Origin of the sequence: Marinobacter sp. DSM 26671, assembly GCF_900112835.1 — a bacterium.
Taxonomy (GTDB): domain Bacteria; phylum Pseudomonadota; class Gammaproteobacteria; order Pseudomonadales; family Oleiphilaceae; genus Marinobacter; species Marinobacter flavimaris.
The window spans coordinates 40,249-63,229 of record NZ_FONF01000001.1; the positions used below are offsets into that span (position 1 = coordinate 40,249).

The following is a 22,981-nucleotide window of genomic DNA, read 5'->3' on the forward strand; positions in this document are numbered from 1 at the left end:
TGCAACCTCAACACGATTGTATCTTTATGTAACACACTTTTACATTCTTTTATGATTCGGTTGATTTTTGACACCAACTAAAATTGTATTTGAGGGATAGCTGAGTGAAAATCGTCCTGTTGGTGTTAAATTGGGAAGGAGTACCCATGTCGAGCCCGGAAGCAAAATCGCCCTTGCACGCAATGAGTATTGATGTGGAAGACTATTTCCACGTTGCAGCGCTCTCAGGGGTTATCAGTCCCGAACAATGGGGCTCGCTGCCAAGCCGTGTTGAGCAAAACACCGAACGTCTGTTGGGGCTCTTTGACAGCCACAACGTCAAGGCAACGTTTTTCGTTCTGGGTTGGGTCGCTGATCGCTTTCCACAGCTCATCAGAAAATTGGCGGACCACGGCCACGAAATCGCTTCTCACGGGTATAGCCACCAGCTCGTTTACAACCAATCTCAAGAGACGTTTCGGGAGGAAACGCTTCGCTCCAAGAAGCTCTTGGAAGACATTATCGGCCGCGAAGTATACGGATACCGGGCGGCCAGCTATTCGATCACGAGAGACTCTCTGTGGGCACTGGATATTCTCAGCGAGGCGGGTTTTACCTGGGACTCGAGTATTTTCCCGATCCGGCATGACCGTTACGGCATCCCCGGTTCGCCTTCAGCGCCCTACTCCATCGAAACGGCAAACGGAAACATCATACGGGAGTTTCCCCTGACAACCGCTAATGTGATGGGAATTGCGATACCCGCAGCGGGTGGTGGTTATTTCCGCCAGTTTCCTTATCCGGTATTTCGATATCTGTTCCGCAATGCCTCAGGTTTTGGGGACCGCCCCCAGATGTTTTACCTGCATCCCTGGGAAATTGATCCGGACCAGCCGCGTTACAACAATGCAAGCTGGTTCTCCCGCTTCCGCCATTACACCAATCTTGACCGCTGCTATGGCCGCCTGGAACGACTGCTCCAGGATTTCCGGTTTGGTACTGTAAGCGAAAGCTATAACGCTTACGAGCCTGATAAAACCCTTTTGCGAAGCAACCAAATGATCCGCCTGGCTTAGGCGAAGGACAGGAACTAGAGATGTATCTGGAATTCTTCGGTCTGCACAGACACCCGTTTCGCATCACTCCAGAAGACGATTTCATTTACATGAGCCAGCAGCACTCACGGGCTTATGTCTACATGTCCTCTGCCATATGGAGTTCTGAAGGTTTTGTGGTGATCAGCGGGGAGATCGGCTCCGGTAAGACGACCTTGCTCAAGAAGACTATCCGCAACCTTGAGGGCGACTTAAAACTCCTTAATATTTCCTACACAAACCTCGAATCAAAAGATTTGTTTGGTCTTATCCTGCGCAAGGCCGGCATGAAGATCGAGGATGACAGCAAAGTCGCGATGCTGTTCCAGATCACAGAGTACCTTGAGGGCATGGCTGCGGCTGGCACCCCGGTTGTTCTGACCATTGATGAAGCTCAAAACCTGAGCCGGGAAAATCTCGAAGACATCCGGATGTTGACCGGCATGGAGAGCATGGGGGGGCCTTCCATGCGTGTGATCCTCCTCGGCCAGCCCGAGCTTAAAAAGGCGGTCAGCGACATCCCTCAGTTGTCACAGAGAGTAAAGCTTTTCTTCCACTTGGAAGGGCTGACCGCTGCTGAGACCGCCGAATATATCGATTACCGCCTTCTTGTCTCCGGACATGGCGGGAACAAGCTGTTTGACGACGATACCGTCCGTGAAATTCACAAGCTCAGCAAGGGCATACCGCGCCTGATCAACAAACTTTGTGACGGCATGATGATGTGCGCCTATTCAGAAGACCGGCCGTTCATTGATCCGTTCGATCTCAAGGGGATTCGAAGAGATTTGTTGGGTGAGGATACATCTACAGAAGCGCCACGCAGACAGGCTACCAGACGACAATCGGGTGGCGGCGCAAAGGAAAGAAGACCACAAAACAACCCGGCGATGCCATCAAATGATGCCCTATCGCGTATTGCGACAGCACTGGAACGTATTGACTCCCGCCTGGAGCAACTGACGTCAAGGTCTACCGAAGAGTCGCGAGAACCCGCCAGACATCCGGACAATGTGAAACCACTGTCGCCAAATCGGAAATAAATTTCCGACATAAGGTCCAGCTACAAATTCTAAATCAATCCCGGCACTGACGGAGAGGGCATGCCTGATATATGGGGCGTGGCGGCGCGGCCCCGGGTTGTCACCCGGCACCTGATGTTTCTCAATCAGGCTGATCAATACATACAAAGCGCGCCATCGCTCGATTTGAATCAAGGCCCTCGATTAAGGGCCTTTTCATTGCCTGCTCAAATCACGAATAGCTCCATAAACTGATTTACCGGAGTTATTTCCAGTTGATTCTGATCCGTGCATAACCAGCCGATCTTATGGCATTGCTGTGCCGGAAAGCGGGTGGCAAGATTGTCACGAAACTTTTCCTCCAGCAGCGGAAGACCATCCGCCCTGCGACGACGGTGCCCAATCGGGTATTCAACCGCCACCTGTTCAGTACTGCTGCCATCCTTGAAAAATACCTGAATGGCGTTGGCGATGGACCGCTTGTCTCCTTCCAGATATTCCCGGGTGTATCTCTCATCTTCAACCACTTCCATCTTTTCGCGAAGCTGATCGATGATCGGGTTTCCCGCGTGAAAGCTGTCTTCGTAGTGCTCCGCTTTCAAATGTCCAAAAATCAGAGGAACGGCAATCATGTATTGCAGGCAATGGTCCCGGTCGGCCGCATTGGCCAGATCGCCCTTCTTTGAAATTATGCGAATAGCAGATTCGTGGGTGGTGATAACAATCCGGTCAATCTCGTCCAGCCGGTCTTTCACTTGCGGGTGCAGACTAACCGCGGCTTCGGCTGCGGTCTGGGCGTGAAACTCGGCCGGGAAGGAAATCTTGAACAGGATGTTCTCCATCACATATGAGCCAAACTCCTGTGGTAAAGAAAACTGACGCTTGTCTTCAGGCTTCAGTTTTTGGTCTTTGTTGGTTTTGCTGAACAATACGTCGTAGAAGCCCCACTGCGGCGCAGTTAAGGCGCTGGGGATGCCCATCTCGCCGCGCATGGCGATATCGGCAAGCCTCACGGCTCGCGATGTGGCATCGCCTGCGGCCCAGGATTTTCTGGAGCCTGCATTGGGCGCGTGGCGGTAGGTTCTGAGCGACTGGCCATCTACCCAGGCGTGGGACAATGCAGAGAGCATCTGCTCGCGATTGGCACCCATCAATTTTGCCGAAACCGCCGTAGACGCGACTTTTACCAGTACCACGTGATCAAGCCCTACCCGGTTGAAGGAGTTCTCGAGTGCCAAAACGCCCTGGATTTCGTGGGCCATGATCATGGCTTCCAGAACACTATGCATGGTTAGAGGCTCTTTGCCTTCGGCAACCTGTTTTTGCGAGAGGTGGTCTGCAACGGCCAGTATGGCGCCAAGGTTGTCAGATGGATGGCCCCACTCTGCCGCTAGCCAGGTGTCGTTGTAGTCCAGCCAGCGAACAATGCAACCAATATCCCAGGCGGCCTTGACTGGATCAAGCCGGAAGGAAGTTCCGGGCACACGGGCACCATGGGGAACCATCGTGCCCTCAACGATTGGGCCGAGATGTTTTGTGCATTCGGGAAAGCGCAAAGCCAGAAGACCACAACCAAGGGTGTCCATCAGGCAGAAGCGAGCGGTTTTCCAGGCTTCTTCGCTCGTTATTTCATAGGTCAGAACGTAATCCGCGATCTTTTGCAGGATTTCGTCATAGTCTGGGCGTTCGTTGAGATCGAATGTTGCTGACATAGTGGGAACCTCCTTGCCCCCACTATAGATTCCGTCAGAAGCTATCGCCAGGCCCCCTAACCCAACCTTCCATCAAAACCCGCGCACTGCGGCTCATAATGGCTTTGGTTGCGGTCCACTGACCATTCACTTCCTTCGCTTCTGCTCCAACACGCAACGTGCCGGAGGGGTGACCAAAGGTCACATGGGTGCGGTCGCCGCCCCTGCAGCCAGATTCACCAGGGTTCCGGGAACTGCCGATGCTGTGGCAATGGCCACCGCCGCCGTGCCCATCATGGCGTGGTGGAGCTTGCCCATGGACAGCGCGCGAACCAGTACATCCACGTCCCCTGCCCCAATGCTTTTGCCGCTTGACGATACGTAATCAAACGGTTTCGCCACGAAGGCCACTTTCGGGGTGTGCTGGCGATTGGCGGCTTCTTCGATGTTCTGGATCAGTCCCATTTTTACAGCGGAAATCACCGCAATAGATCGTCGATATCGACCTTAAGAGCCTTCGCAAGCGCTCCAAGTACCTGTGTAGAACCCATTTTGGCTCCGGCTTCAATTTGAGACACGTACGATTTTCCTATCCCAGCTTCGTTGCCCAGTGATTCCTGAGTGAAGCCTCGATACTCTCTCCAAATTTTAAGCGGATGCTCATCACCTGACAGGAGGCGCGTCGCGACCGATCCAGGAATCGCCTCATCCTCTCCGGTTGAAAGGGCCGCGAGAGCTGCATCGGCGTCTTGAATGTCACGCGCATCCTGAGCCATCTCCAGCAATTCCTGATACTCTGCGTAAGGAATCACCGCATATTCAGGTTTGCCTGATTTTTCAATAATCTGAACGCTCATTTGTAAACATCTCCTCTCGCACCAACTTTCAAAACCAATAAAACCAGCTGGCCATCATCAATACTGCAAATTGCCCTGTAACCGCCCTGACGGAGTCGCCAATAAGGCCTTCCCTTAAGGGGCTTCCAGTCTCCGTTGTAGCTTTCAGGATCCCGGGCGATCGATTCAAGTTCCGACATGATCTTTTGGGCTATGGGCCTCGGAATCTTTCGAAGCGCCTTAAGCGCAGATTTTTTGAATTTTATGGAATACATGGGGGGAGTTTACTAATTAGTTTTCTGTTAGTAAACCTTAGAGGTAGGCCGCGCTATTCTTGAGGAGAGACGAACTCTGAACATCTACCCGCCAAGACAAAGCCGGGAATACCCCGGCCTATACTTGGGAATCTTACACAATCATTGTTAAAACGAGTCGCCAGGCACCCTCACCCAACCTTCCATCAAAACCCGCGCACTGCGGCTCATAATGGCTTTGGTTGCAGTCCACTGACCATCCACTGCCTTCGCCTCAGCCCCCACACGCAACGTGCCGGAGGGATGCCCGAAGGTCACATGGGTGCGGTCGCCGCCCCCTGCAGCCAGATTCACCAGAGTTCCGGGAACGGCCGATGCCGTGGCAATAGCCACCGCCGCCGTGCCCATCATGGCGTGATGGAGCTTACCCATGGACAGAGCGCGAACCAGGACATCCACGTCCCCTGCCCGGATGTTTTTGCCGCTTGAGGATACGTAATCAGAGGGCTTTGCGACGAAGGCCACTTTCGGGGTGTGCTGGCGATTGGCGGCTTCTTCGATGTTCTGGATCAGCCCCATTTTTACCGCGCCGTGGGCCCGAATGGTTTCGAACCTTGCCAGGGCTTTGGGATCGGAGTTGATGTCGTCCTGCAGCTCGGTGCCTTTGTATCCAATGTCCTCCGCGTTCACGAAGATGGTGGGGATGCCGGCGTTGATCATGGTGGCTTTCAGGGTGCCTTCGCCAGGCACTTCCAGGTCGTCCACCAGGTTGCCGGTCGGGAACATGGAACCCTCGCCGTCGGCCGGGTCCATGAACTCCACCTGCACTTCTGCAGCCGGGAAGGTCACGCCATCGAGCTCGAAATCGCCGGTTTCCTGAACCTCGCCGTTGGTAATGGGCACGTGGGCGATGATGGTTTTCTTGATGTTGGCCTGCCAGATGCGGACGGTGCAGGTGCCGTTCTCCGGAACCCGGTCTTTGGCCACAAAGCCGCTGTTGATGGCGAAAGCACCGACGGCGGCGGTGAGGTTGCCGCAGTTACCGCTCCAGTCCACAAAGGGCTTGTCGATGGAGACCTGGCCGAACAGGTAATCCACATCGTGATCCGGCTGGGTGGGTTCTGCCAGGATCACGGTTTTGCTGGTGCTGGAGGTGGCGCCGCCCATTCCGTCGATTTGCTTCTGGTAGGGGTCCGGGCTGCCGATGACTCGCAGCAGGAGTTTGTCCCGGGCTTCGCCTGGGGTCTGGCAGGCTTCCGGCAAATCCTTCAGCCGGAAGAACACGCCTTTGCTAGTGCCGCCACGCATGTAGGTGGCGGGGATTTTTATTTGTGGCTTGTGTGTCATGCCGCACCTTCCGATTGCAGGAAATCTTCCGCAAACCGCTGCAACACACCACCAGCGCTATAAATAGACACTTCTTCCGCGGTATCCAGGCGGCAGATAACCGGCACACGCTCGGTGCTGCCGTTCTTCCGATGGATGACCAGCGTGAGCTCGGCGCGGGGCGCCGGGGTGCCTTCCACATCGTAGGTTTCGGTGCCGTCGATGCCCAGGGTCTTGCGGGTGGTGCCTTCCTCGAACTGCAGGGGCATCACGCCCATACCGATCAGGTTGGTGCGGTGAATCCGCTCGAAACCTTCGGCCACGATCGCTTCGACACCGGCAAGGGCAACGCCCTTGGCGGCCCAGTCGCGGGAGGAACCCTGCCCGTAGTCGGCACCGGCGATGATGATCAGCGGCTGCTTGCGATCCATGTAGGTTTCGATGGCTTCCCACATGCGGACGACCTTGCCTTCCGGCTCGATGCGGGCCAGGGAGCCCTGCTTCACGTTGCCGTTTTCGTCCCGGACCATTTCGTTGAACAGTTTCGGGTTGGCGAAAGTGGCACGCTGGGCCGTCAGATGGTCGCCACGGTGGGTGGCGTAGGAATTGAAGTCTTCCTCCGGCACGCCCATCTTATGCAGGTATTCACCGGCTGCGCTGTTCATCATGATCGCGTTGGAGGGCGACAGATGATCAGTGGTGATGTTGTCCGGCAACACCGCCAGCGGGCGCATACCCTTGAGGGTTTTCTCTCCAACCATGCCACCTTCCCAATATGGCGGGCGACGGATATAAGTGCTCTGCGGGCGCCATTCGTACAGCGGGTTGGTGTTGGCCTGGGCATCCCGGGTGATGTCGAACATCGGGATGTAGGTGCTGCGGAACTGCTCCGGCTTCACGCTGGATTTCACGATGGCATCGATTTCCGCATCGTCCGGCCAGATATCCTTGAGGGTGACAGGGTTGCCGTCTTGGTCGTAGCCGAGGGCATCTTTTTCGATGTCGAAACGGATGGTGCCGGCGATCGCATAGGCAACCACCAGCGGCGGCGAGGCCAGGAATGCCTGCTTGGCATAGGGGTGAATCCGGCCGTCGAAGTTCCGGTTGCCCGAAAGCACGGCGGTGGAGAACAGATCGCGATCCATGATTTCCTGCGCGATCTTCGGATCCAGGGCGCCACTCATGCCGTTGCAGGTGGTGCAGGCGAAGGCCACCACGCCAAAGCCCAGTTGCTCCAGCTCCGGTAGGAGCTTGGCTTCTTCCAGGTACATCTTTACGGTCTTGGAACCCGGCGCCAGGGAGGTTTTCACCCATGGCTTGCGGGTCAGGCCCAGCTTGTTGGCGTTACGGGCGATCAGGCCGGCAGCCACCATGTTGCGGGGGTTACTGGTGTTGGTGCAGCTGGTGATGGCGGCGATGATGCAGGCGCCATCCGGCATCTTGCCCTCTTCCTGTTCCCACTCGCCGGCAATGCCGCGTTCTGCCAGCTCGGATGTCGGCAAATGCGCGTGGGGGTTGGAGGGGCCAGCCAGGGTACGGGTCACTTTGGACAGGTCGAACTTCAGCACGCGCTCGTATTCCGCGTTCTTCATGCTGTCGGCCCAGAGACCGGTTTCCTTGGCGTATTTCTCCACCAGGGCGACCTGGTCGTCTTCACGACCGGTCAGTTTCAGGTAGTCGATGGTTTGGCCGTCGATGTAGAACATCGCTGCGGTGGCGCCATACTCCGGAGTCATGTTGGAGATGGTGGCACGGTCGCCCACGCTAAGGCTGTCGGCGCCCTCACCATAGAACTCCAGGTATGCGCCTACCACTTTCTCCTTGCGCAGGAACTCGGTGATGGCCAGGACCATATCAGTGCTGGTGATACCCGGCTGCAGCTTGCCAGTCAGCTCCACGCCAACGATGTCCGGCAGGCGCATCATGGAGGCACGGCCGAGCATAACGCTCTCCGCTTCCAGGCCACCTACACCCACGGAAATAACGCCCAGGGCATCAACCATTGGCGTGTGGCTGTCAGTGCCAACACAGGTATCCGGGAAAGCTACGCGCTTTCCTTCCCCATCCGGCCGATTCTGAATCACCGGAGACATCTTCTCCAGGTTGATCTGGTGCATGATGCCGTTGCCGGGGGGAATCACGTCCACGTTCTTGAACGCAGTCTTGGTCCAGTTGATGAAGTGGAAACGGTCGTCGTTGCGGCGATCTTCGATTTGACGGTTCTTCTCGAACGCGTCTTTCTCAAAACCCGCGTGCTCAACGGCCAGCGAGTGATCCACGATCAGCTGGGTCGGAACCACAGGATTGACCTTGGCGGGGTCACCACCCTTCTCGGCAATGGCGTCACGCAAACCTGCGAGATCCACCAGAGCGGTCTGGCCAAGAATGTCGTGGCACACCACGCGGGCCGGATACCAGGGGAAATCCAGGTCGCGCTTGCGTTCGATCAGCTGTTTCAGGGAATCCGTCAGCACCTCGGGATCGCACCGGCGAACCAGTTGCTCAGCCAGGATCTTGGAGGTGTATGGGAGCTTGTCGTACGCGCCGGCTTGGATGTCTTCCACGGCCTGGCGAGTATCGAAATAGTCCAGGTCGGTACCTGGCAGACTCTTGCGGTATTCAGTGTTCATGGCCGCTCCTCAATCGGAACCCACTTGGCATCCGCCGGGCCGGTGTAATCGGCGCTTGGGCGAATGATGCGGTTGTTCTCACGCTGTTCTTTCACGTGGGCGGTCCAGCCGGATACCCGGGACATCACGAAGATTGGGGTGAACAATTCGGTTGGAATGCCCATGAAGTGGTAGGCGGATGCGTGGAAGAAGTCCGCGTTACAGAACAGTTTCTTCTCGCGCCACATAACCGCTTCACAGCGCTCGGATACCGGATACAGCACGGTATCGCCCACTTCTTCCGCCAGCTTCTTGGACCACTGCTTGATGATGGCGTTCCGCGGGTCGGACTCTTTGTAGATCGCGTGGCCGAAGCCCATGATCTTTTCCTTGCGCTCCAGCATGCCCATCAGGCCCTCTTCGGCCTCTTCCGGCGTCTTGAATTTCTGGATCAGGGCCATGGCCGCCTCGTTGGCCCCGCCGTGCAGAGGGCCGCGCAGCGAACCGATGGCACCGGTCACACAGCTGTGAATATCAGACAGCGTGGAGGCACACACGCGGGCGGTGAAGGTGGAGGCGTTGAATTCGTGCTCGGCGTACAGGATCAGCGAAACGTTCATGACGCGCTCGTGGAGCTCGCTGGGTTTCTTGCCGTGCAGCAGCTCCAGGAAATGGCCACCGATGGAGTCCACGTCGCTCTCGGTTTCGATACGAACGCCTTCGTGGGCGAAGCGGTACCAGTAGGTGATGATAGAAGGGAACACCGCCAGCATGCGGTCGATCTTGTCGTCCTGCTCGCTAAAGTCTTCTTCGGTTTCCAGGTTGCCCAGCATGGAGCAGCCGGTACGCATCACGTCCATCGGGTGCGCGTCTTTGGGGATCTGCTCAAGCACGGTTTTCAGGGCAGCCGGCAGGCCACGGAGGCTCTGGAGTTTTTTGGTGTAGGCATCCAGCTCCTGACGGTTCGGCAGTTTGCCGCGCAGCAGCAGGTAAGCGATTTCTTCGAACTGGGCTTTTTCAGCCAGATCGGCAATGTCGTAGCCGCGGTAGGTCAGGCCGGCGCCGCTTTTGCCCACTGTACACAGGGCGGTTTCGCCAGCTACCTGGCCACGGAGGCCTGCGCCACCTAGTTTTTTTGCTTCAGCCATTGTTGTCTCCCATCGTTATCTTGTTTGGGGTGTCGGATTACCCCTTGGGCCAATCCTGAATATTTGTGACTCCCCTCTCCCCGTGCGGGAGAGGGGCCGGGGGAGAGGGGAAGCTTCCGATTCTGCGGAGTGCTTCTCTACCCCCTCTCCCTGGCCCTCTCCCGCTAGGGGAGAGGGGATAAATGCTGTTAGCCTTTGCTCTGCTGGAACAGCTGGTCCAGCTTCTGCTCGAAATCGTGATAGTTCAGGAAATCGTAAAGTTCCATCCGGGTCTGCATCAGATCAACCACGTCTTTCTGGTCGCCCTTCTCCAGAATGTTCTGGTAAACAGTCAGGGCGGCCTTGTTCATGGCGCGGAAGGCGCTGAGTGGGTACAGAACCATGTCGGCGCCGGCTTCGGCCAGTTCCTTGCGGTTGTACAAGGGTGTGGCACCAAACTCGGTGATGTTGGCCAGGATGGGCACGTCCAGGGCTTCCGAGAAGGCCTTGTAGTGCTCAAGCTCCGTGACCGCTTCAGCGAAGATGCCGTCTGCGCCGGCTTCAATGCAGGCCTTGGCGCGTTCGATAGCGGCTTCGAGGCCTTCTTTCTGGAACGCGTCGGTACGGGCCATGATAAAGAAGTCTTTGTCTTCCCGGGCATCCACGGCGGCCTTGATGCGGTCGACCATCTCCTCCTGGGACACGATCTCCTTGTTCGGGCGGTGACCACAGCGTTTCTGGGCAACCTGGTCTTCGATGTGGACAGCGGCTGCACCGGCACGCTCCATCTCGCGGATGGTGCGGGCGATGTTGAAAGCACCACCCCAGCCGGTATCAATATCAACCAGCAAAGGTACGTCGGTAGCTGCGGTAATTCGGCGAACGTCCTCGACCACATCGTTCATGGAGGTCATGCCCAGATCCGGCAAACCGTAGGAGGCGTTAGCGACGCCGCCACCGGAAAGATAAATGGCCTTATGACCCACTTTCTCGGCCATCATAGCGGCGTAGGCGTTGATGGTTCCGACAATCTGAAGGGGCTGGTTGTCTTTGAGCGCTTTGCGGAAGCGGGCGCCGGGGCTGAGTTTGTTGGACATGGTGTTGGCCTCTCTTGGTTATTCGTAAATTTGTGCGTGAAATCGGGGTCTGACCCCTTGTTCAAATTGTGAGCTCGCCTTCCTCGATCTTTCTCTCGATGTTCTGTCTTGCTGCGTTGATATGGCGTTTCATCAGAAATTCGGCGAGTTCCCCATCGCGCTGGGCGATGGCCTCGACGATACGGCGGTGTTCACCCAGTGCCCGCTGGGGGCGCCCGGTGGAGGTGCTGAGACGGTAACGGTACATCCGTACCATGTAATAAAGATCACCCAGCAGCATCTGGGCAAGTTTGGTATTGCGGCTACCGGTGGCGATTCTGTGGTGGAAGTCGTAATCCCCTTCGGCCTGGTAATAGGCCTGGCCCTGGGCTTCATCGATCATGCGTTCGTGGGTGTCGAGGGTGGCCTGAAGGTCGGCAATTTCCTGGTCGGTCATGCGCTCGGCGGCCTGTCGAGCGGCCAGCCCCTCCATGACTTCGCGTATGCGGTAGAGCTCCATTAACTCGGATGCGCTGACTGAAACCACCTTGACGCCGGCGTGGGGACGGCGCACCAGAAGGCCGCGGGATTCAAGACGGCCCAGCGCTTCCCGGAGCGGGCCACGCGTGAGGTTAAAACGGGAACAAAGCTCCAGTTCGCCGATCTTCTCGCCGGGCGCCAGTTCCCCTTTGACGATTGCCGTTTGCAGACAATCAAACGCCTCATCGGCGCGGGTGTAGGTGGTAGACAGTAACTCAGCCATAGTTTGTCAACAAAACCGGGTTGATTTTGAGCAAAGCTACGCTTGAGCGATCAAATTGTCAACAATATTGGCTAAATTGAGCTGCAGATTGTTTACAATAGGTAGAGCCAATCAGTAGATCTGGCGTTCGGCGACCGGTGGCGGAGTGTACTGATATAGCCAGGTCTCCGTCAGCGGCTCGCCGCCCAGCCTGAGGTACAGGCGGATATTGATGGGTTCAATCGAGTCATCCGGCACCAGGTCGAACATGGCCCGGTAGCCGTCGATTGCAGACAATGGTCTTGCGGAAGTGATTTCAACGTCTCCGCGGCTCACGGTTATGACCGGCTCTACCTCAGCATCCTTGGCGAGCATTTCAAGCGCGCCGCCGGCGAAATCAACGGCAAAGCGCCAAGAGAAATAGGTGCGCTCCTGGCCCACGACACCGCCCAGCCCGGTCCTGGTTGCCTGCACCGTGGCTAATTCATATGGTTGCAACGGAGCTTGCTCGCCCCAGTGCAGGCGGTAGCTGTAGAGGTATTCCCGGCCTGGCAACAGAGGTTCCTGCGGATGCCAGAAGGCGACGATGTTGTCGAAGGTTTCATCCACGGTAGGGATTTCCACCAGATCAACACTGCCCCGCCCCCAGTCTCCCCGGGGCTCCACCCAGAGGCTGGGCCGGCGATCGTAAAACACGCCATCATCCTGGTAGTGGTCGAAATCCCTGTCCCGCTGCAGCAGGCCAAAGCCAACGGGGTTGTTATCCTGAAAAGTGTTGAACCGGAGATTGACGGGATTCACCAGTGGCCGCCACAACCACTCGCCGTTGCCGTTGCGAATGGAGAGGCCGTCAGAATCGTGTATTTCCGGACGCCAGTCGTAGCCCATGCGATCATCATTTTCGCCCACCTGGTACATGCTGGTCAGCGGTGCAATCCCTGCCCTCGTGATTTCCGTTCTCGGGTAAAGCGCTACATCCACATCCATGACCATGTTGCGCCCCGGGTCGAGCACAAACGCGTAGGCGCCGGTGGTACTGGGGGAGTCCAGCAGAGCCCATACCCTGAGTAGCTGGCTCCCCGGGGCCGGTTTCTCCAGCCAGAACTCGGAAAACCGGGGAAACTCTTCTTTGCGGTCCATGCCGGTGTCAATGGCCAGCCCTCTGGCCGACAGGCCGTACTGCATCTCCGAGCCCACCGCCCGGAAGTAACTGGCGCCCAGGAAGGCGGCGAGATCCAGGGCAAAGTTTTTATGGTAGTGGATCCGAAAACCGGCGTAGCCCAGGTCTTCTGGCAAATCGCCCAGGCGCTGATCGCCGTTGTACCGGAACAGATCCTGTCGATAGGCCAGTTCCGTTGCCTCGCCATCAGTGACTTCATGGATTTTTACGGGTTGTTGGAAATACAGCCCAAGGTGGAAGAGCTGAATCTGGAAAGCAGTGTCGTCGTCGCGCCAGAGCGCCCGGTCGGACCTGAAGGCGATGGCCTGATAGTCATCCCAGGAAATGGATTTCAGTGATTGGGGCAATTCATCCTTATGAGAGACATACGCCTCAGCTGCCAGTGCCCGGGCCCGACCTTTGAGCCAGGCGTAGTTGAAGGCACGGGGACTGCTACCAGCAACTGGTTGGAGGCCGGCACCGTTCACCAGAGGCGACAGTGGTAACGCGCCGGCACTTACCAGTGCTCCGAGCCCCTTGATCAGCGTTCGTCTGTCCATTGTTCTCGCCCCTCCTGTGCCGGGCCATAGATTGCCATAGAGAAGATCACGTGGACTATGTACGAACAATAAAAGGTAGAGAGCCTATCCGGGCAAGGAACCCACGCCGCCGGAAGCGCACCAAAATAGTGCAATCAGGCAAGGAGGATCGCACTAAGAGACCTCTGATCAGAGAAATTTTTGGTGATGGTAAACCTGAAGAACCCTCCTCTAAAGGGCCATAGCTCTTTGCTAGAACGTACAATTTCCATCACGCCCCTGCATTTGTCGTTACAACTTGGGTAAACTCGGCACACTTTGTGATAGAACACTTGTTAATAGGCTTACGCAAAGGCGTTAAGCAGCCCACAGGGCGTGAAACCGACCATCAAAGGACGAACGATATGATCAAAAAATGCCTGTTTCCCGTCGCCGGCTACGGCACCCGCTTTCTTCCGGCCACCAAGGCGATGCCCAAGGAGATCCTGCCGGTAGTGAACAAACCCCTGGTTCAGTACGGCGTTGAGGAAGCCTCCGAAGCAGGTATTCACGAATTCGGCTTCGTGACCGGTCGGGGCAAGCGCGCTATCGAAGATCATTTCGACATCAGCTACGAGCTCGAACAACAGATTGCCGGCTCGGGTAAGGAAGAGCTGCTGACCTCCATCCGCGAACTGATCGACCACAACAGTTTTGCCTTCACTCGGCAGAATGAGATGAAGGGCCTCGGCCACGCCATACTGACTGGTCGCAATCTGGTGGGTGACAACCCGTTTGCGGTCGTGCTGGCGGATGACTTTTGCATTGGCCCCGAGGGTGAAGATGGCGTCCTGGCGCAAATGGTGAAGCTCTACAACCAGTTCCGCTGCTCTATTGTAGCCATAGAAGAAGTGCCGGCTGATGAAACCCACAAGTACGGGGTGATCGCCGGTGAATCCATGAAAGATGGCCTCTACCGGATCACAGACATGGTAGAAAAGCCGGCTCCGGAAGATGCGCCCAGCAACCTCGCCATTATCGGCCGCTATATTCTCACGCCGGATATCTTCGAAATTATTGAGAAGACCCCGGCGGGCAAGAACGGTGAAGTCCAGATCACCGATGCCCTTCTCGAGCAGGCGAAAAACGGTTGCGTACTGGCTTATCAGTTCAAAGGGCGCCGGTTCGATTGCGGCAGCATTGATGGCTTCGTGGAAGCCACCAACTACGTTTACGAGAATATCTACAAAAAAGGCAAATAAGGCATCTTGGGCGGGATCAGTTGCCCAGGATTTGCAGAATCATTCGCCGGTTTTCCGCACTGGTCCTGCGGAACCGGCGAAGAAGCTCCGCTTCTTCCGTGGTCAACTGGACCTTATCAAGGACTTGTTCCAGCTCATCCAGCGACTCCAGAAGTTCGTCGCTCTTATCCAGGGCAATACCGGGCAGCTCGAGTTGCCCATGGTCCTCAGGCTTTTCTGGCTCCCAGTGCTGAATGGGTTGCGCATGCTGCATGGCCACTTACCTCGTCATCCAAGCCGGGATACTCGTCCCGATAATGCCCTGCGAAGTGAATCAATCCAGAAATGTAACGTACATACAGCTTTGCACACAATCTGCCTATACTGAAGATGGCAACAACCAAACAGGCTAATTATGGCGGCAAGAACTCTGGATATCGACTCGGCATGGGAGTTGGTGCTTAGCGCAGTTAACCGCAGCAATGTGACACTGCCATTGCCGGGAACCGACAAAGAAGCGGTAAAACTCAACGGCCACGGGGCTTGGCACCTGATGCAACCGGCGACGGGTGAGGCGAAGGATCTGCTCGCGGTATTCCTACCCCTTTGTCGGCCCGTGCCAGATAACGGCAGCCCCAAAGTTATTGGTCAGTTGGGCCAGAGCCTGGACGGACGCATTGCCACGGTTACCGGTCGCTCCCGTTTCATCAACGGCGACGATGGAATTACCCATCTGCACCGGATCCGAGCAGTGTCGGATGCGGTTGTTGTTGGAGCCGGAACCGCAACTACAGACAATCCCCGGTTGACCGTTCGCCGCACCAGTGGCCGCAACCCCGTGCGCGTGGTCATTGACCGTCACCATCGCGTACCGGACAGCCATGACCTGTTCACCGATGGCGAAGCTCCCACCCTGCGGTTGGTGGCGGGTACTTACGAGAAAGCGAAGAATCCATCGATCGGTTCCGGAGTTACTGAGATTCCCTGTCTCGGGGATGCCGAATCCGAAGATGCCGTCGATCCGAGAGTGATCCTCGAGGTTCTCGCAGACCTGGGGCTGAAAAAAGTCTTTGTGGAAGGGGGCGGTGTTACCGTTTCGTGCTTCCTGAACGCCGGCTTGCTGGACCGCCTGCACGTGATGGTTGCGCCCATGATCATTGGCAGCGGCAGGCCAGCTTTCTCGCTTCCCGAGATCGATTTTTTGGATGATGCCTTGCGACCTCGCGCCCAACTTATAAACCTCGGCAGCGATATGCTCTTCGACCTCGATTTTACCCGTGATGTGTAGGTCGAAAAAAAGCAGCCCCTGGCAGACTGGACACCAACACCAACGCCCCGTACCCAACGCTCAGTGCCACGCCCTGCTCCGCGGGCAATCCCGCCATTGGCCATAACAAGGCTGCAGCGCCCTCGCGGATGCCCCAACCGGCAACCGTCAGCGGTATTACCATACTCAGCAGCAGAATACTGCCCAGACTGACAATGATGGCCGCCGACTCTGTGCTTTCGATATAGCCTGCGCCCCAGGCCAGGCAGAGAAACACCCCAAGATAGCTCGCCAGCACCAGTAAAGATGAACCGATCTGTACCGGCAACACCGTTCGGTTTAGCAAAGACTGGTAGAGATCCTGTCTGAGCCGCTGAAGATAAGCCGCCAGCCCGGTTTTCAGGGCCAACCAGAGTGCAAGAAACACCGCAATAACGCCGACGCCCAGCCAGAACCCGCCATTCCATTGACCAGCCGTTACCCGTCCGGAACCGAGCAACCAGCTGACCGATATGACAACCACCAGCGCCAAAACCAGTTGGCCTGAAAGTCGCTCGATGGCCACCCCGTGCACCGCGGAGAGGCGCTCTCCGGCGCCGCTGCCATGTCGCCAGGCCCGGTTTACGTCGCCGAGCACACCTCCCGGCAACACCTGGTTCAGAAACGTCGCCAGATAGTACTCCCGCACCGCTACACCATAGGCCAGGGGCAGCCCGAGCCGTTCGACGGTGTAACGCCATCGCCAGGCGGACAACGCCACCTGAAAGACCGTAAGCGCCAGTGCGGGAACCAGGACATAAGGAGAAAAGCGGGCAAGCTCCTGCCAGAGCTCACCTGCATCGATAGAGCGGATCACGAATCCGATCACCAGAACCGTGAATAACCAACGGGCAGCCAACTTCACCTGCCTTTGACGCAGTTCGGTCAAGGCAATGCCTCAGGTGGCAACGCCAGCAGATCCAGATGTCTCACAACAATCGTCAGATCCCCTTCGGATAACTGGTGATTGCGTCTCTCCAGCCAGCGTGACAATCGGTCCGCCTCGTGAGGTGACTGCTCAATGGCCGCGTCGATCCAGCCCTGCATCAGCATTTTGGCCAATGCGTGATCCCTGCCATCCAGCATCCAGGGGGATTCCGCCAGTTCAACCCGGTAACCTTCGGCAACCAGCAGGTCTTGCAACACAGTGCTGGCCTCCGGCCCCAGCGCGGCACCAATTCCCTTGTCGCCGTGCTGGTGCCGATTCACCAGAGTCTTTACCAGCTCATCATCAGGATGCTCGGGAGCCAGCTCAAAGTGACCGGCGTAGCTCAACACAATGAGCATCGCGGACTTCCTTCTTGCGGCTGCCAGGGCTAACGCATTCAGCCATGGCTCGGAAACCAGATCAATCAGTGCTGACGCTGTTATCAGGTCCGCCTCACGGGGCAGTTGTTGCTCCATGTTTTCCGACGTCAACTGAACCGTGCGGGTTTCAAACGGCACATCCAGGCGGTCCACACGCTGTCCGGCCTCCCGCAATAATGCAGAATCCTGATCCAGTGCCAGCCAGGTTTGAGGCACCTGCAGCGCAGGCACCAGGAAAAGCGCGTTTGAGCCACGACCGGTTCCAATGTCGACAATTTGCATCGGGTAGTGGCTCTCGGGCGACAAGCCATCATAACGATTCAGCAACCATTGATTGAGCTGATCGGTCAGCCCTTGTGAGCGAGCCCGGTGATCCGCTGCTTCCCGGGCTGCCAGCCATGTGCTCTCGAATTCCGAATGCTGGTGCAGATGCGTGGAAAGGCCACTGAAATAGTGCAGCGCTTCTAAGACATCTTTGCCGGTATCCGCCCATGAGCGGATTCGGCGGGATTCCCTCGCGGCAAGTTTACGGGCGTGCTCAAGCTGTTCCGGATGTTCCAGCCAGTTCCTGAGGCGCGCCTCAAGGGCCCTGACATCGCCCGCACAATACTGAACCACACCAGGCCTGGCGGAGGTGTTGGCAAGGGCGCCGCCATCGGAGGAAATAACGGGTAGCCCTTCCGCCAGCGCCTCATCAATCACCATGCCATAGCCCTCGTACAGGGAAGGCAGTACAAAGAGATCCGCCTTGCGGTAGAGCTCGGCCAGCCCGGCTTCTTCGACTTCCCCTGCCAGCGCAATCCTGTCTTCAAGGCCCGCTTCTGCAATCGCCTGGCGAACCTGCTGGCTGTATTCCGGATCACGACTGTAAGACCCTGCCAACGTGCATTGCCACGACACGCCCTTCAGGTTTTCCAGCGCCTCCACCAATTGATGCTGGGCCTTTCGGGGTGACAGATGAGCAACGCACAGAATGTGAGGGGTACCAGTTTGCGACGACTGATCACAGCCTCTGGGGTTCGCGGCTCGGGTGACGCCCGGCTCGGCAACCCTGATCCTCTCAGCCGGCACCTCGTAATCCGCCAGGCGAGCGGCGGTGTGTTGGCTGGTGGTGATCACCCCGTTTACAAATCCGAGCGCACGCGTTTCTGAATCAAAAAACCACTGTCTATTGGCTTCGCTGATCCCCGTTTCATCAGCCAGGGGGTGGTGTACCAGCGCGATCAGATTGAGGCGTGGAGAATGCTTTTCAACAATCTCCGGCAGCCCCCCCATGGCAAGACCATCGAGTACCACAGAGGCGCCATCAGGCAGACTCGCGAGCTTCTTATCCATCCCATTACGGGCAACCCTGTCCGGGCGTGGAAACTGCCCGGGCAACCCACTGACCCGGGCTCTGCAACCGGCGTCGCCCAGGGCTTCCACGAGCTTGCGGACATACCGGTAGCCGCCCGTGTTCTGTTCCGGATCACCCGGAACAATAAACTCCAGGAAGCCCGGTTTGTCAGATTCCGGCATGGTAGCTTGCCCAGGCAATGTGGGATTCCGAGAGGGTGACTTTCAGGCTGACAATCCCTTCTCCTGTCTCGCCAAGACGGCCACCGTGAATGGCTGCCGCCATACGATCGAAAACCAGTTTGGCCATGAATTCGGTGGTGGTATTCCGGCCACGCAGTTCCGGCAGCTCGTCCAGGTTCTGCATATTGAATTCGGAGAGAATGCTTTTGAGAAGCTCGGAAGCCAGGCCTATGTCGACGACCAGGTCGTCCTTATCCAGTTGGTGACGCTCAAAGGTCACGTCGACCACATAGGTGGCACCATGAACCTTCTGCGCAGGACCAAAGATCTCTCCGTTGAAGCTGTGGGCAATCATCATGTGGTCCCGGACCGTCAAACCGAACATAGTCTCTCCTTAGCAGGCAATTTTGGATTTTCAGTAAACAACGCGATGGCACAGAGTATCCCGGCCATCGATCAGAATTCGCGCCATGGATTTTGGTAGATCATCAAACTTGCATTCGCCGGTAATCAGCACATCCAGCGCTTCGTTCTGGAGCAATTCCAATGCGAGCGCCAGGCGTTTGCGATAGTCCCACCGTGGAACTCGAGATGGCACTACCTGGCCCACCTGGCTGGATTTCAGGGTCAGACGCCGCGGATGGAATGCGGCCCCCAACGGTGCAGATACCAGCTGATCCCCGTACCAGCTCATTTCCACAATGGTCGCCTCCTGCCCTGCCAGCCCAAGAGCGGTCTCCAGGCCCGAGGGGTGGCCACTGGCATGGATAACAAGGTCGTGATCATCAGGGGCCGACTCACTGCTGAAGGTCAAACCGAGCTGTTCGGCAACGGCCTGTCTCTCTGGATTCGTATCGATCGCGGTGACACGGGCTCCCGGGATACGACTCGCCAGCCAGGCGACGAGCAGGCCAACAACACCAAGACCAACCACGGCGATGCGGTCACCGACTGCTGGCGCTCCATCCCAGAGGCCGTTTACAGCGGTTTCCATGTTGGCGGCAAGTATTGCTCGCTCGGCGGGCAAGTCTTTGGGCAACGGCGTCAACGCCGACGCCGGCACCCGGTAGCAATTCTGATGCGGATAAAGGCAGAACACCGTTTGGCCCACTAACTCTGCAGGCCCTTCCACTACTTTGCCGACGCTGGCGTAGCCGTACTTTACCGGCCAGGGAAAATCTCCCTCCTGAAACGGCGCCCGCATGGCTGCGTATTCGCTCTTTGGTACCCGGCCATGGAAAACCAGTGATTCCGTGCCCCGACTGATACCCGAATACAGCGCCTGAACCGTGACCAATTCGTCCTTCTGCTCGTCATCAGAGGTAACCAGTGGCGTTTCCAGAATCTCGCCCTTGCCGGCGCCGGTTACCCACCAGGCCCGTGCCATCGATTCGGTTTTCGGCTCATCAGGGTCGCGATGCAAAAGGATCTCCTTTTTGGCAGTTTTTCAAACGTGCCGGTCGTCGCCCTGCCAGGGCTGAACCTTCAGGTCTGAACACGGTCTATGATCGTAAGCATGATCAGTTATACCAACTATAGTCAGTGTACAGCGCATCCGGGGTATTTGATGCCTGCAAACCTATACGCTGGAGTTCATTGATGGATTCTAACGGCCATTCAGCTTCGCAAAGGATGCCACTTGCCCTGGATCTCGTCTGGGGCTCGGGGCTTGTCGCCCTGTTCTGTGCAGTCACCGGCTGGTTAACCCAGCCCCCCGTCCTTTTCTACTTGCTGTCAGCGGTGCTTTACCTGGCGCTTTGTGCCCTGATCATCCGGTTCTGGCCCGAGGCCCGGGATTTCGGGTGGGCAAACCGGGCGACGCTGCTCAGAGGCAGTCTGGTGATAGTTTTAGTGGCGCTGGCCCCCTTTGCCGACCACCTTACAGATAGTCTCTGGCTCTATGGCTGGATGGCATTGCTGGCGCTGATTCTGGATGGCGCAGATGGCAAAGTCGCCAGGGCTACCGGCTCCCAGAGCGACTTTGGCGCCCGCTTCGACATGGAACTGGATGCTCTGTTTATTCTCGGTCTCAGCGTGGCTGTCCTGGCGCTCGGCAAGGCGGGTCCCTGGGTTCTGGCCCTGGGCCTTATCCGCTATGCCTTCGTTGTTGCGACTCACTTCCTGGACTGGCTGAATGCCCCACTGCCGGAGAGTTTCAGGCGCAAGACGGTTTGCGTTTGGCAGATCGTTACCCTGCTGGTGGCCGTGTTGCCGCCGGTCAATGCGCTATTCGCCAGTATCACGCTTGCAACTGCCCTAGCACTGCTTGTGTGGTCGTTTTTCCTGGATATTCACTGGCTTTATCAGAGGAGACATCACCATGATGTTCATTAAACGGAAAACCCTTACCCGTTCCGCCATTGCCCTCCCTGCTGCACTCGCACTGAGCCCGGCAGCCATGGCCGAGCCAACAGATTTTGTCGTCGACGACGAGCACTTTTCAATGTTCTTCGAGATCATGCACATCGGCTACGCCCCGGTCATGGGGATGTTCCGCGAAGTCGAGGGACAATTTGTTTACGACGAGGAAGCGAGGGAGCTGAAATCCGGTCAGTTGGTGTTCCAGAGCGACAGTGTGTTCACCAATCATAAGAAACGCGACGACCACGTTCGCAATGCGGATTTTCTCGATGCCGACGAGTACCCAGAGATCATCTTCACTGTTACCGATTTCGAAACCACGGGGGAAAACACGGGCAAGGTAACTGGTGATCTGGAGTTACTTGGCCAGAAACGCCCCGTGGTGCTGGATGTGACCCTCAACAAGGCAGACGTCTACCCCTTTGGCCATGAGGAATACACACTGGGCATCAGCGCCTCCACCACCCTGAAACGCAGTGAATGGGGCATGACCTACGGCCTTGATGGCGCGATGGTCGGTGATGAAGTGAAATTGCACTTTGGCTTCGAGGCCATTCGGGAATCCGGCATGTTCTGATCACCGGCTGATCGGAATGTGAACCACCGCACAACGCGGACACATTCTGTTACACACAGAGTCCGGATTTTTGGGGTGCGGCGGAAATCCCGTTATCTTTAGAGCTACAACAATAATCAAGGGAACTGCCGCATGCCGGGCAAGGTCGCTCTTCTTCTGACACTGGTAACTGCTGGCGTGGTTGGCGCGGGGTATCTGCTCTCCGCTGACAACCACACAGATTTCAGCTGGTTTTCGAAGGTGGTCGACTCGGCCGAGACGGCGCCTGTCCAAAGCGCAGGCCTGGCAAGGCAGTCTTCTACCGATCCCTCGGCTGAGCCGGAACCACCCCCGGATAATGCCCTCGGGTTCATGCTGGCCAGCGTTGCCGATCAATACGCTGAAACTACCCGATACCCTCCGTGGTCCATACCTCTCTCCCCGGAACAGGCGAACGCCTACGGTGGCAATCACTACGAGCCGGTCAGTCTGCCCCTCGAAGGTGACGGGCAGTTCACCGTAACGCTGGAGAAATACCGGTTTACTGCAGGGGAACAAATTCTTGTTGCAGCGGCTATCCGGGGCTCTCAGGTGGTCGGTCGCTCGCTGTCTGCAACGCTGGAGAGGCCGGAAAGCCGGGATGCCATCGCTGGCACCACCTTGGAAGAGGCGGGTTCCCCGGGTTACTTCGAGGGCGTTCTGTCCGCCGACGAATCACCGGGTGAATATCGGCTGATCGTTGAGGCCCGGCTTGACGGCAAACCAGTCCGCCATGTCTCAACACTGGCCATTGAACCTTACCTGGGCGAATTCGAGGGGCTTGGCGATGCCCGTATCCAGGGTAACAATCTGATAATTCCCGTTCGTTTCTCGCCGGAAGACTCCGGCTACTACGCGCTTTCGGCCCAGCTGTTTGTTGGCCAACGCCCGGTTGCTCAATTGCAGATGGAGAAAAGGCTGGACAGCACCTCAAACACGATCAATCTGAAGGCTCACGGCACGGTATTGGCCGATCAGACGGTGGACGGCCAGCTACAGCTGAAAAACCTGCAGATTCGGCAGCTTCCCGCCCGGCCAGGTGACCGGACTAATTACGCTTTCGGCCCCGACGAGGGCTACGCTTTCACACCGCCGGATCTCGGCAGTCTTACCGATACACCGGCGGTGAATCCCGAATCAGAACAGCGCGCGGCTCTGCTGCGGCAGCTTGCCGACAAGTTCTGATGGCAGGGCGCAGGCTCTGCACCGGCTAACGCCG

At 57.2% G+C, this 22,981-nt stretch carries 21 protein-coding genes and 1 pseudogene; 7 read left to right on the forward strand and 15 right to left on the reverse strand.

What is annotated here, in order from left to right; genetic code table 11:
• Positions 1-146: 146 nt before the first annotated feature.
• Positions 147-1,055 carry an XrtA system polysaccharide deacetylase gene (locus BM035_RS00175; RefSeq protein ID WP_254775324.1) on the forward strand — a complete coding sequence of 303 codons (909 nt, stop codon included), beginning with the start codon at positions 147-149 and terminating at the stop codon, positions 1,053-1,055.
• 20 nt (positions 1,056-1,075) lie between these two features.
• Complete coding sequence (locus BM035_RS00180) at positions 1,076-2,116, forward strand: AAA family ATPase (protein WP_092029729.1); 1,041 nt, start codon at positions 1,076-1,078, stop codon at positions 2,114-2,116.
• A gap of 206 nt (positions 2,117-2,322) precedes the next feature.
• On the opposite strand, the gene prpD is transcribed toward BM035_RS00180, so the two are convergent.
• The 10 genes and pseudogenes from prpD to BM035_RS00230 all read right to left on the reverse strand — a co-directional run bounded on the left by prpD (position 2,323) and on the right by BM035_RS00230 (position 13,475).
• On the reverse strand, positions 2,323-3,807 hold the full coding sequence (prpD, locus tag BM035_RS00185) for a 2-methylcitrate dehydratase (RefSeq protein ID WP_092029731.1): 1,485 nt from the start codon (positions 3,805-3,807) through the stop codon (positions 2,323-2,325).
• A gap of 34 nt (positions 3,808-3,841) precedes the next feature.
• Positions 3,842-4,260, reverse strand: a pseudogene (locus BM035_RS00190) (PrpF domain-containing protein); the annotation flags it as partial.
• A gap of 5 nt (positions 4,261-4,265) precedes the next feature.
• Positions 4,266-4,643 (reverse strand): helix-turn-helix domain-containing protein, encoded by a 378-nt coding sequence (locus BM035_RS00195; protein ID WP_092029733.1) that lies wholly within the window; start codon positions 4,641-4,643, stop codon positions 4,266-4,268.
• Positions 4,640-4,897, reverse strand: coding sequence for a type II toxin-antitoxin system RelE family toxin (locus BM035_RS00200; protein WP_008171934.1), 258 nt, complete (start codon positions 4,895-4,897; stop codon positions 4,640-4,642). Before BM035_RS00200 ends, BM035_RS00195 begins: the two co-directional genes overlap by 4 nt.
• Positions 4,898-5,044: 147 nt before the next feature.
• On the reverse strand, positions 5,045-6,223 hold the full coding sequence (prpF, locus tag BM035_RS00205; RefSeq protein ID WP_092029735.1) for a 2-methylaconitate cis-trans isomerase PrpF: 1,179 nt from the start codon (positions 6,221-6,223) through the stop codon (positions 5,045-5,047).
• Positions 6,220-8,832 (reverse strand): Fe/S-dependent 2-methylisocitrate dehydratase AcnD, encoded by a 2,613-nt coding sequence (gene acnD / locus BM035_RS00210; RefSeq protein WP_092029736.1) that lies wholly within the window; start codon positions 8,830-8,832, stop codon positions 6,220-6,222. The genes prpF and acnD overlap by 4 nt, the downstream gene beginning before the upstream one ends.
• On the reverse strand, positions 8,829-9,959 hold the full coding sequence (gene prpC / locus BM035_RS00215) for a bifunctional 2-methylcitrate synthase/citrate synthase (protein ID WP_008171942.1): 1,131 nt from the start codon (positions 9,957-9,959) through the stop codon (positions 8,829-8,831). The genes acnD and prpC overlap by 4 nt, the downstream gene beginning before the upstream one ends.
• Positions 9,960-10,147: 188 nt before the next feature.
• A complete protein-coding gene (gene prpB, locus BM035_RS00220; protein WP_053112143.1) occupies positions 10,148-11,035 on the reverse strand; it encodes a methylisocitrate lyase in 888 nt (295 codons plus the stop codon).
• Positions 11,036-11,096: 61 nt separating this feature from the next.
• Complete coding sequence (locus BM035_RS00225) at positions 11,097-11,777, reverse strand: GntR family transcriptional regulator (protein WP_014577287.1); 681 nt, start codon at positions 11,775-11,777, stop codon at positions 11,097-11,099.
• 111 nt (positions 11,778-11,888) lie between these two features.
• A complete protein-coding gene (locus tag BM035_RS00230; RefSeq protein ID WP_092029738.1) occupies positions 11,889-13,475 on the reverse strand; it encodes a glucan biosynthesis protein in 1,587 nt (528 codons plus the stop codon).
• A gap of 383 nt (positions 13,476-13,858) precedes the next feature.
• On the opposite strand from BM035_RS00230, the gene galU reads away from it, so the two are divergent.
• Positions 13,859-14,695, forward strand: a complete 837-nt coding sequence (gene galU, locus BM035_RS00235; protein WP_092029740.1) for a UTP--glucose-1-phosphate uridylyltransferase GalU — start codon at positions 13,859-13,861, stop codon at positions 14,693-14,695.
• 16 nt (positions 14,696-14,711) lie between these two features.
• On the opposite strand, the gene BM035_RS00240 is transcribed toward galU, so the two are convergent.
• Positions 14,712-14,948, reverse strand: a complete 237-nt coding sequence (locus BM035_RS00240; protein WP_088557098.1) for a hypothetical protein — start codon at positions 14,946-14,948, stop codon at positions 14,712-14,714.
• A 141-nt stretch (positions 14,949-15,089) separates the two neighbouring features.
• Here BM035_RS00240 and BM035_RS00245 point away from each other — a divergent pair, with 141 nt between their 5' ends.
• Positions 15,090-15,962 carry a RibD family protein gene (locus tag BM035_RS00245; protein WP_092029741.1) on the forward strand — a complete coding sequence of 291 codons (873 nt, stop codon included), beginning with the start codon at positions 15,090-15,092 and terminating at the stop codon, positions 15,960-15,962.
• On the opposite strand, the gene BM035_RS00250 is transcribed toward BM035_RS00245, so the two are convergent.
• The 4 genes from BM035_RS00250 to BM035_RS00265 are packed head-to-tail and all read right to left on the reverse strand — an operon-like array spanning position 15,946 to position 20,229.
• The gene (locus BM035_RS00250) at positions 15,946-16,869 is read right to left on the reverse strand and encodes a lysylphosphatidylglycerol synthase transmembrane domain-containing protein (RefSeq protein WP_092029743.1); all 924 of its coding nucleotides are present in this window, start codon (positions 16,867-16,869) and stop codon (positions 15,946-15,948) included. The genes BM035_RS00245 and BM035_RS00250 overlap by 17 nt on opposite strands.
• The gene (locus BM035_RS00255) at positions 16,866-18,806 is read right to left on the reverse strand and encodes a glycosyltransferase family 4 protein (RefSeq protein ID WP_092029745.1); all 1,941 of its coding nucleotides are present in this window, start codon (positions 18,804-18,806) and stop codon (positions 16,866-16,868) included. The genes BM035_RS00250 and BM035_RS00255 overlap by 4 nt, the downstream gene beginning before the upstream one ends.
• The gene (locus BM035_RS00260; protein ID WP_008171956.1) at positions 18,793-19,191 is read right to left on the reverse strand and encodes a 6-pyruvoyl trahydropterin synthase family protein; all 399 of its coding nucleotides are present in this window, start codon (positions 19,189-19,191) and stop codon (positions 18,793-18,795) included. The genes BM035_RS00255 and BM035_RS00260 overlap by 14 nt, the downstream gene beginning before the upstream one ends.
• Positions 19,192-19,221: 30 nt before the next feature.
• Positions 19,222-20,229 carry a zinc-dependent alcohol dehydrogenase gene (locus BM035_RS00265; RefSeq protein ID WP_092029746.1) on the reverse strand — a complete coding sequence of 336 codons (1,008 nt, stop codon included), beginning with the start codon at positions 20,227-20,229 and terminating at the stop codon, positions 19,222-19,224.
• A gap of 176 nt (positions 20,230-20,405) precedes the next feature.
• Here BM035_RS00265 and BM035_RS00270 point away from each other — a divergent pair, with 176 nt between their 5' ends.
• The 3 genes from BM035_RS00270 (at position 20,406) to BM035_RS00280 (ending at position 22,947) form a co-directional block, all read left to right on the forward strand.
• Positions 20,406-21,140, forward strand: a complete 735-nt coding sequence (locus tag BM035_RS00270) for a CDP-alcohol phosphatidyltransferase family protein (RefSeq protein WP_092029748.1) — start codon at positions 20,406-20,408, stop codon at positions 21,138-21,140.
• Positions 21,127-21,744 carry a YceI family protein gene (locus tag BM035_RS00275; RefSeq protein ID WP_092029749.1) on the forward strand — a complete coding sequence of 206 codons (618 nt, stop codon included), beginning with the start codon at positions 21,127-21,129 and terminating at the stop codon, positions 21,742-21,744. The genes BM035_RS00270 and BM035_RS00275 overlap by 14 nt, the downstream gene beginning before the upstream one ends.
• 132 nt (positions 21,745-21,876) lie before the next feature.
• On the forward strand, positions 21,877-22,947 hold the full coding sequence (locus BM035_RS00280; protein ID WP_008171962.1) for a hypothetical protein: 1,071 nt from the start codon (positions 21,877-21,879) through the stop codon (positions 22,945-22,947).
• Positions 22,948-22,981 lie beyond the last annotated feature (34 nt).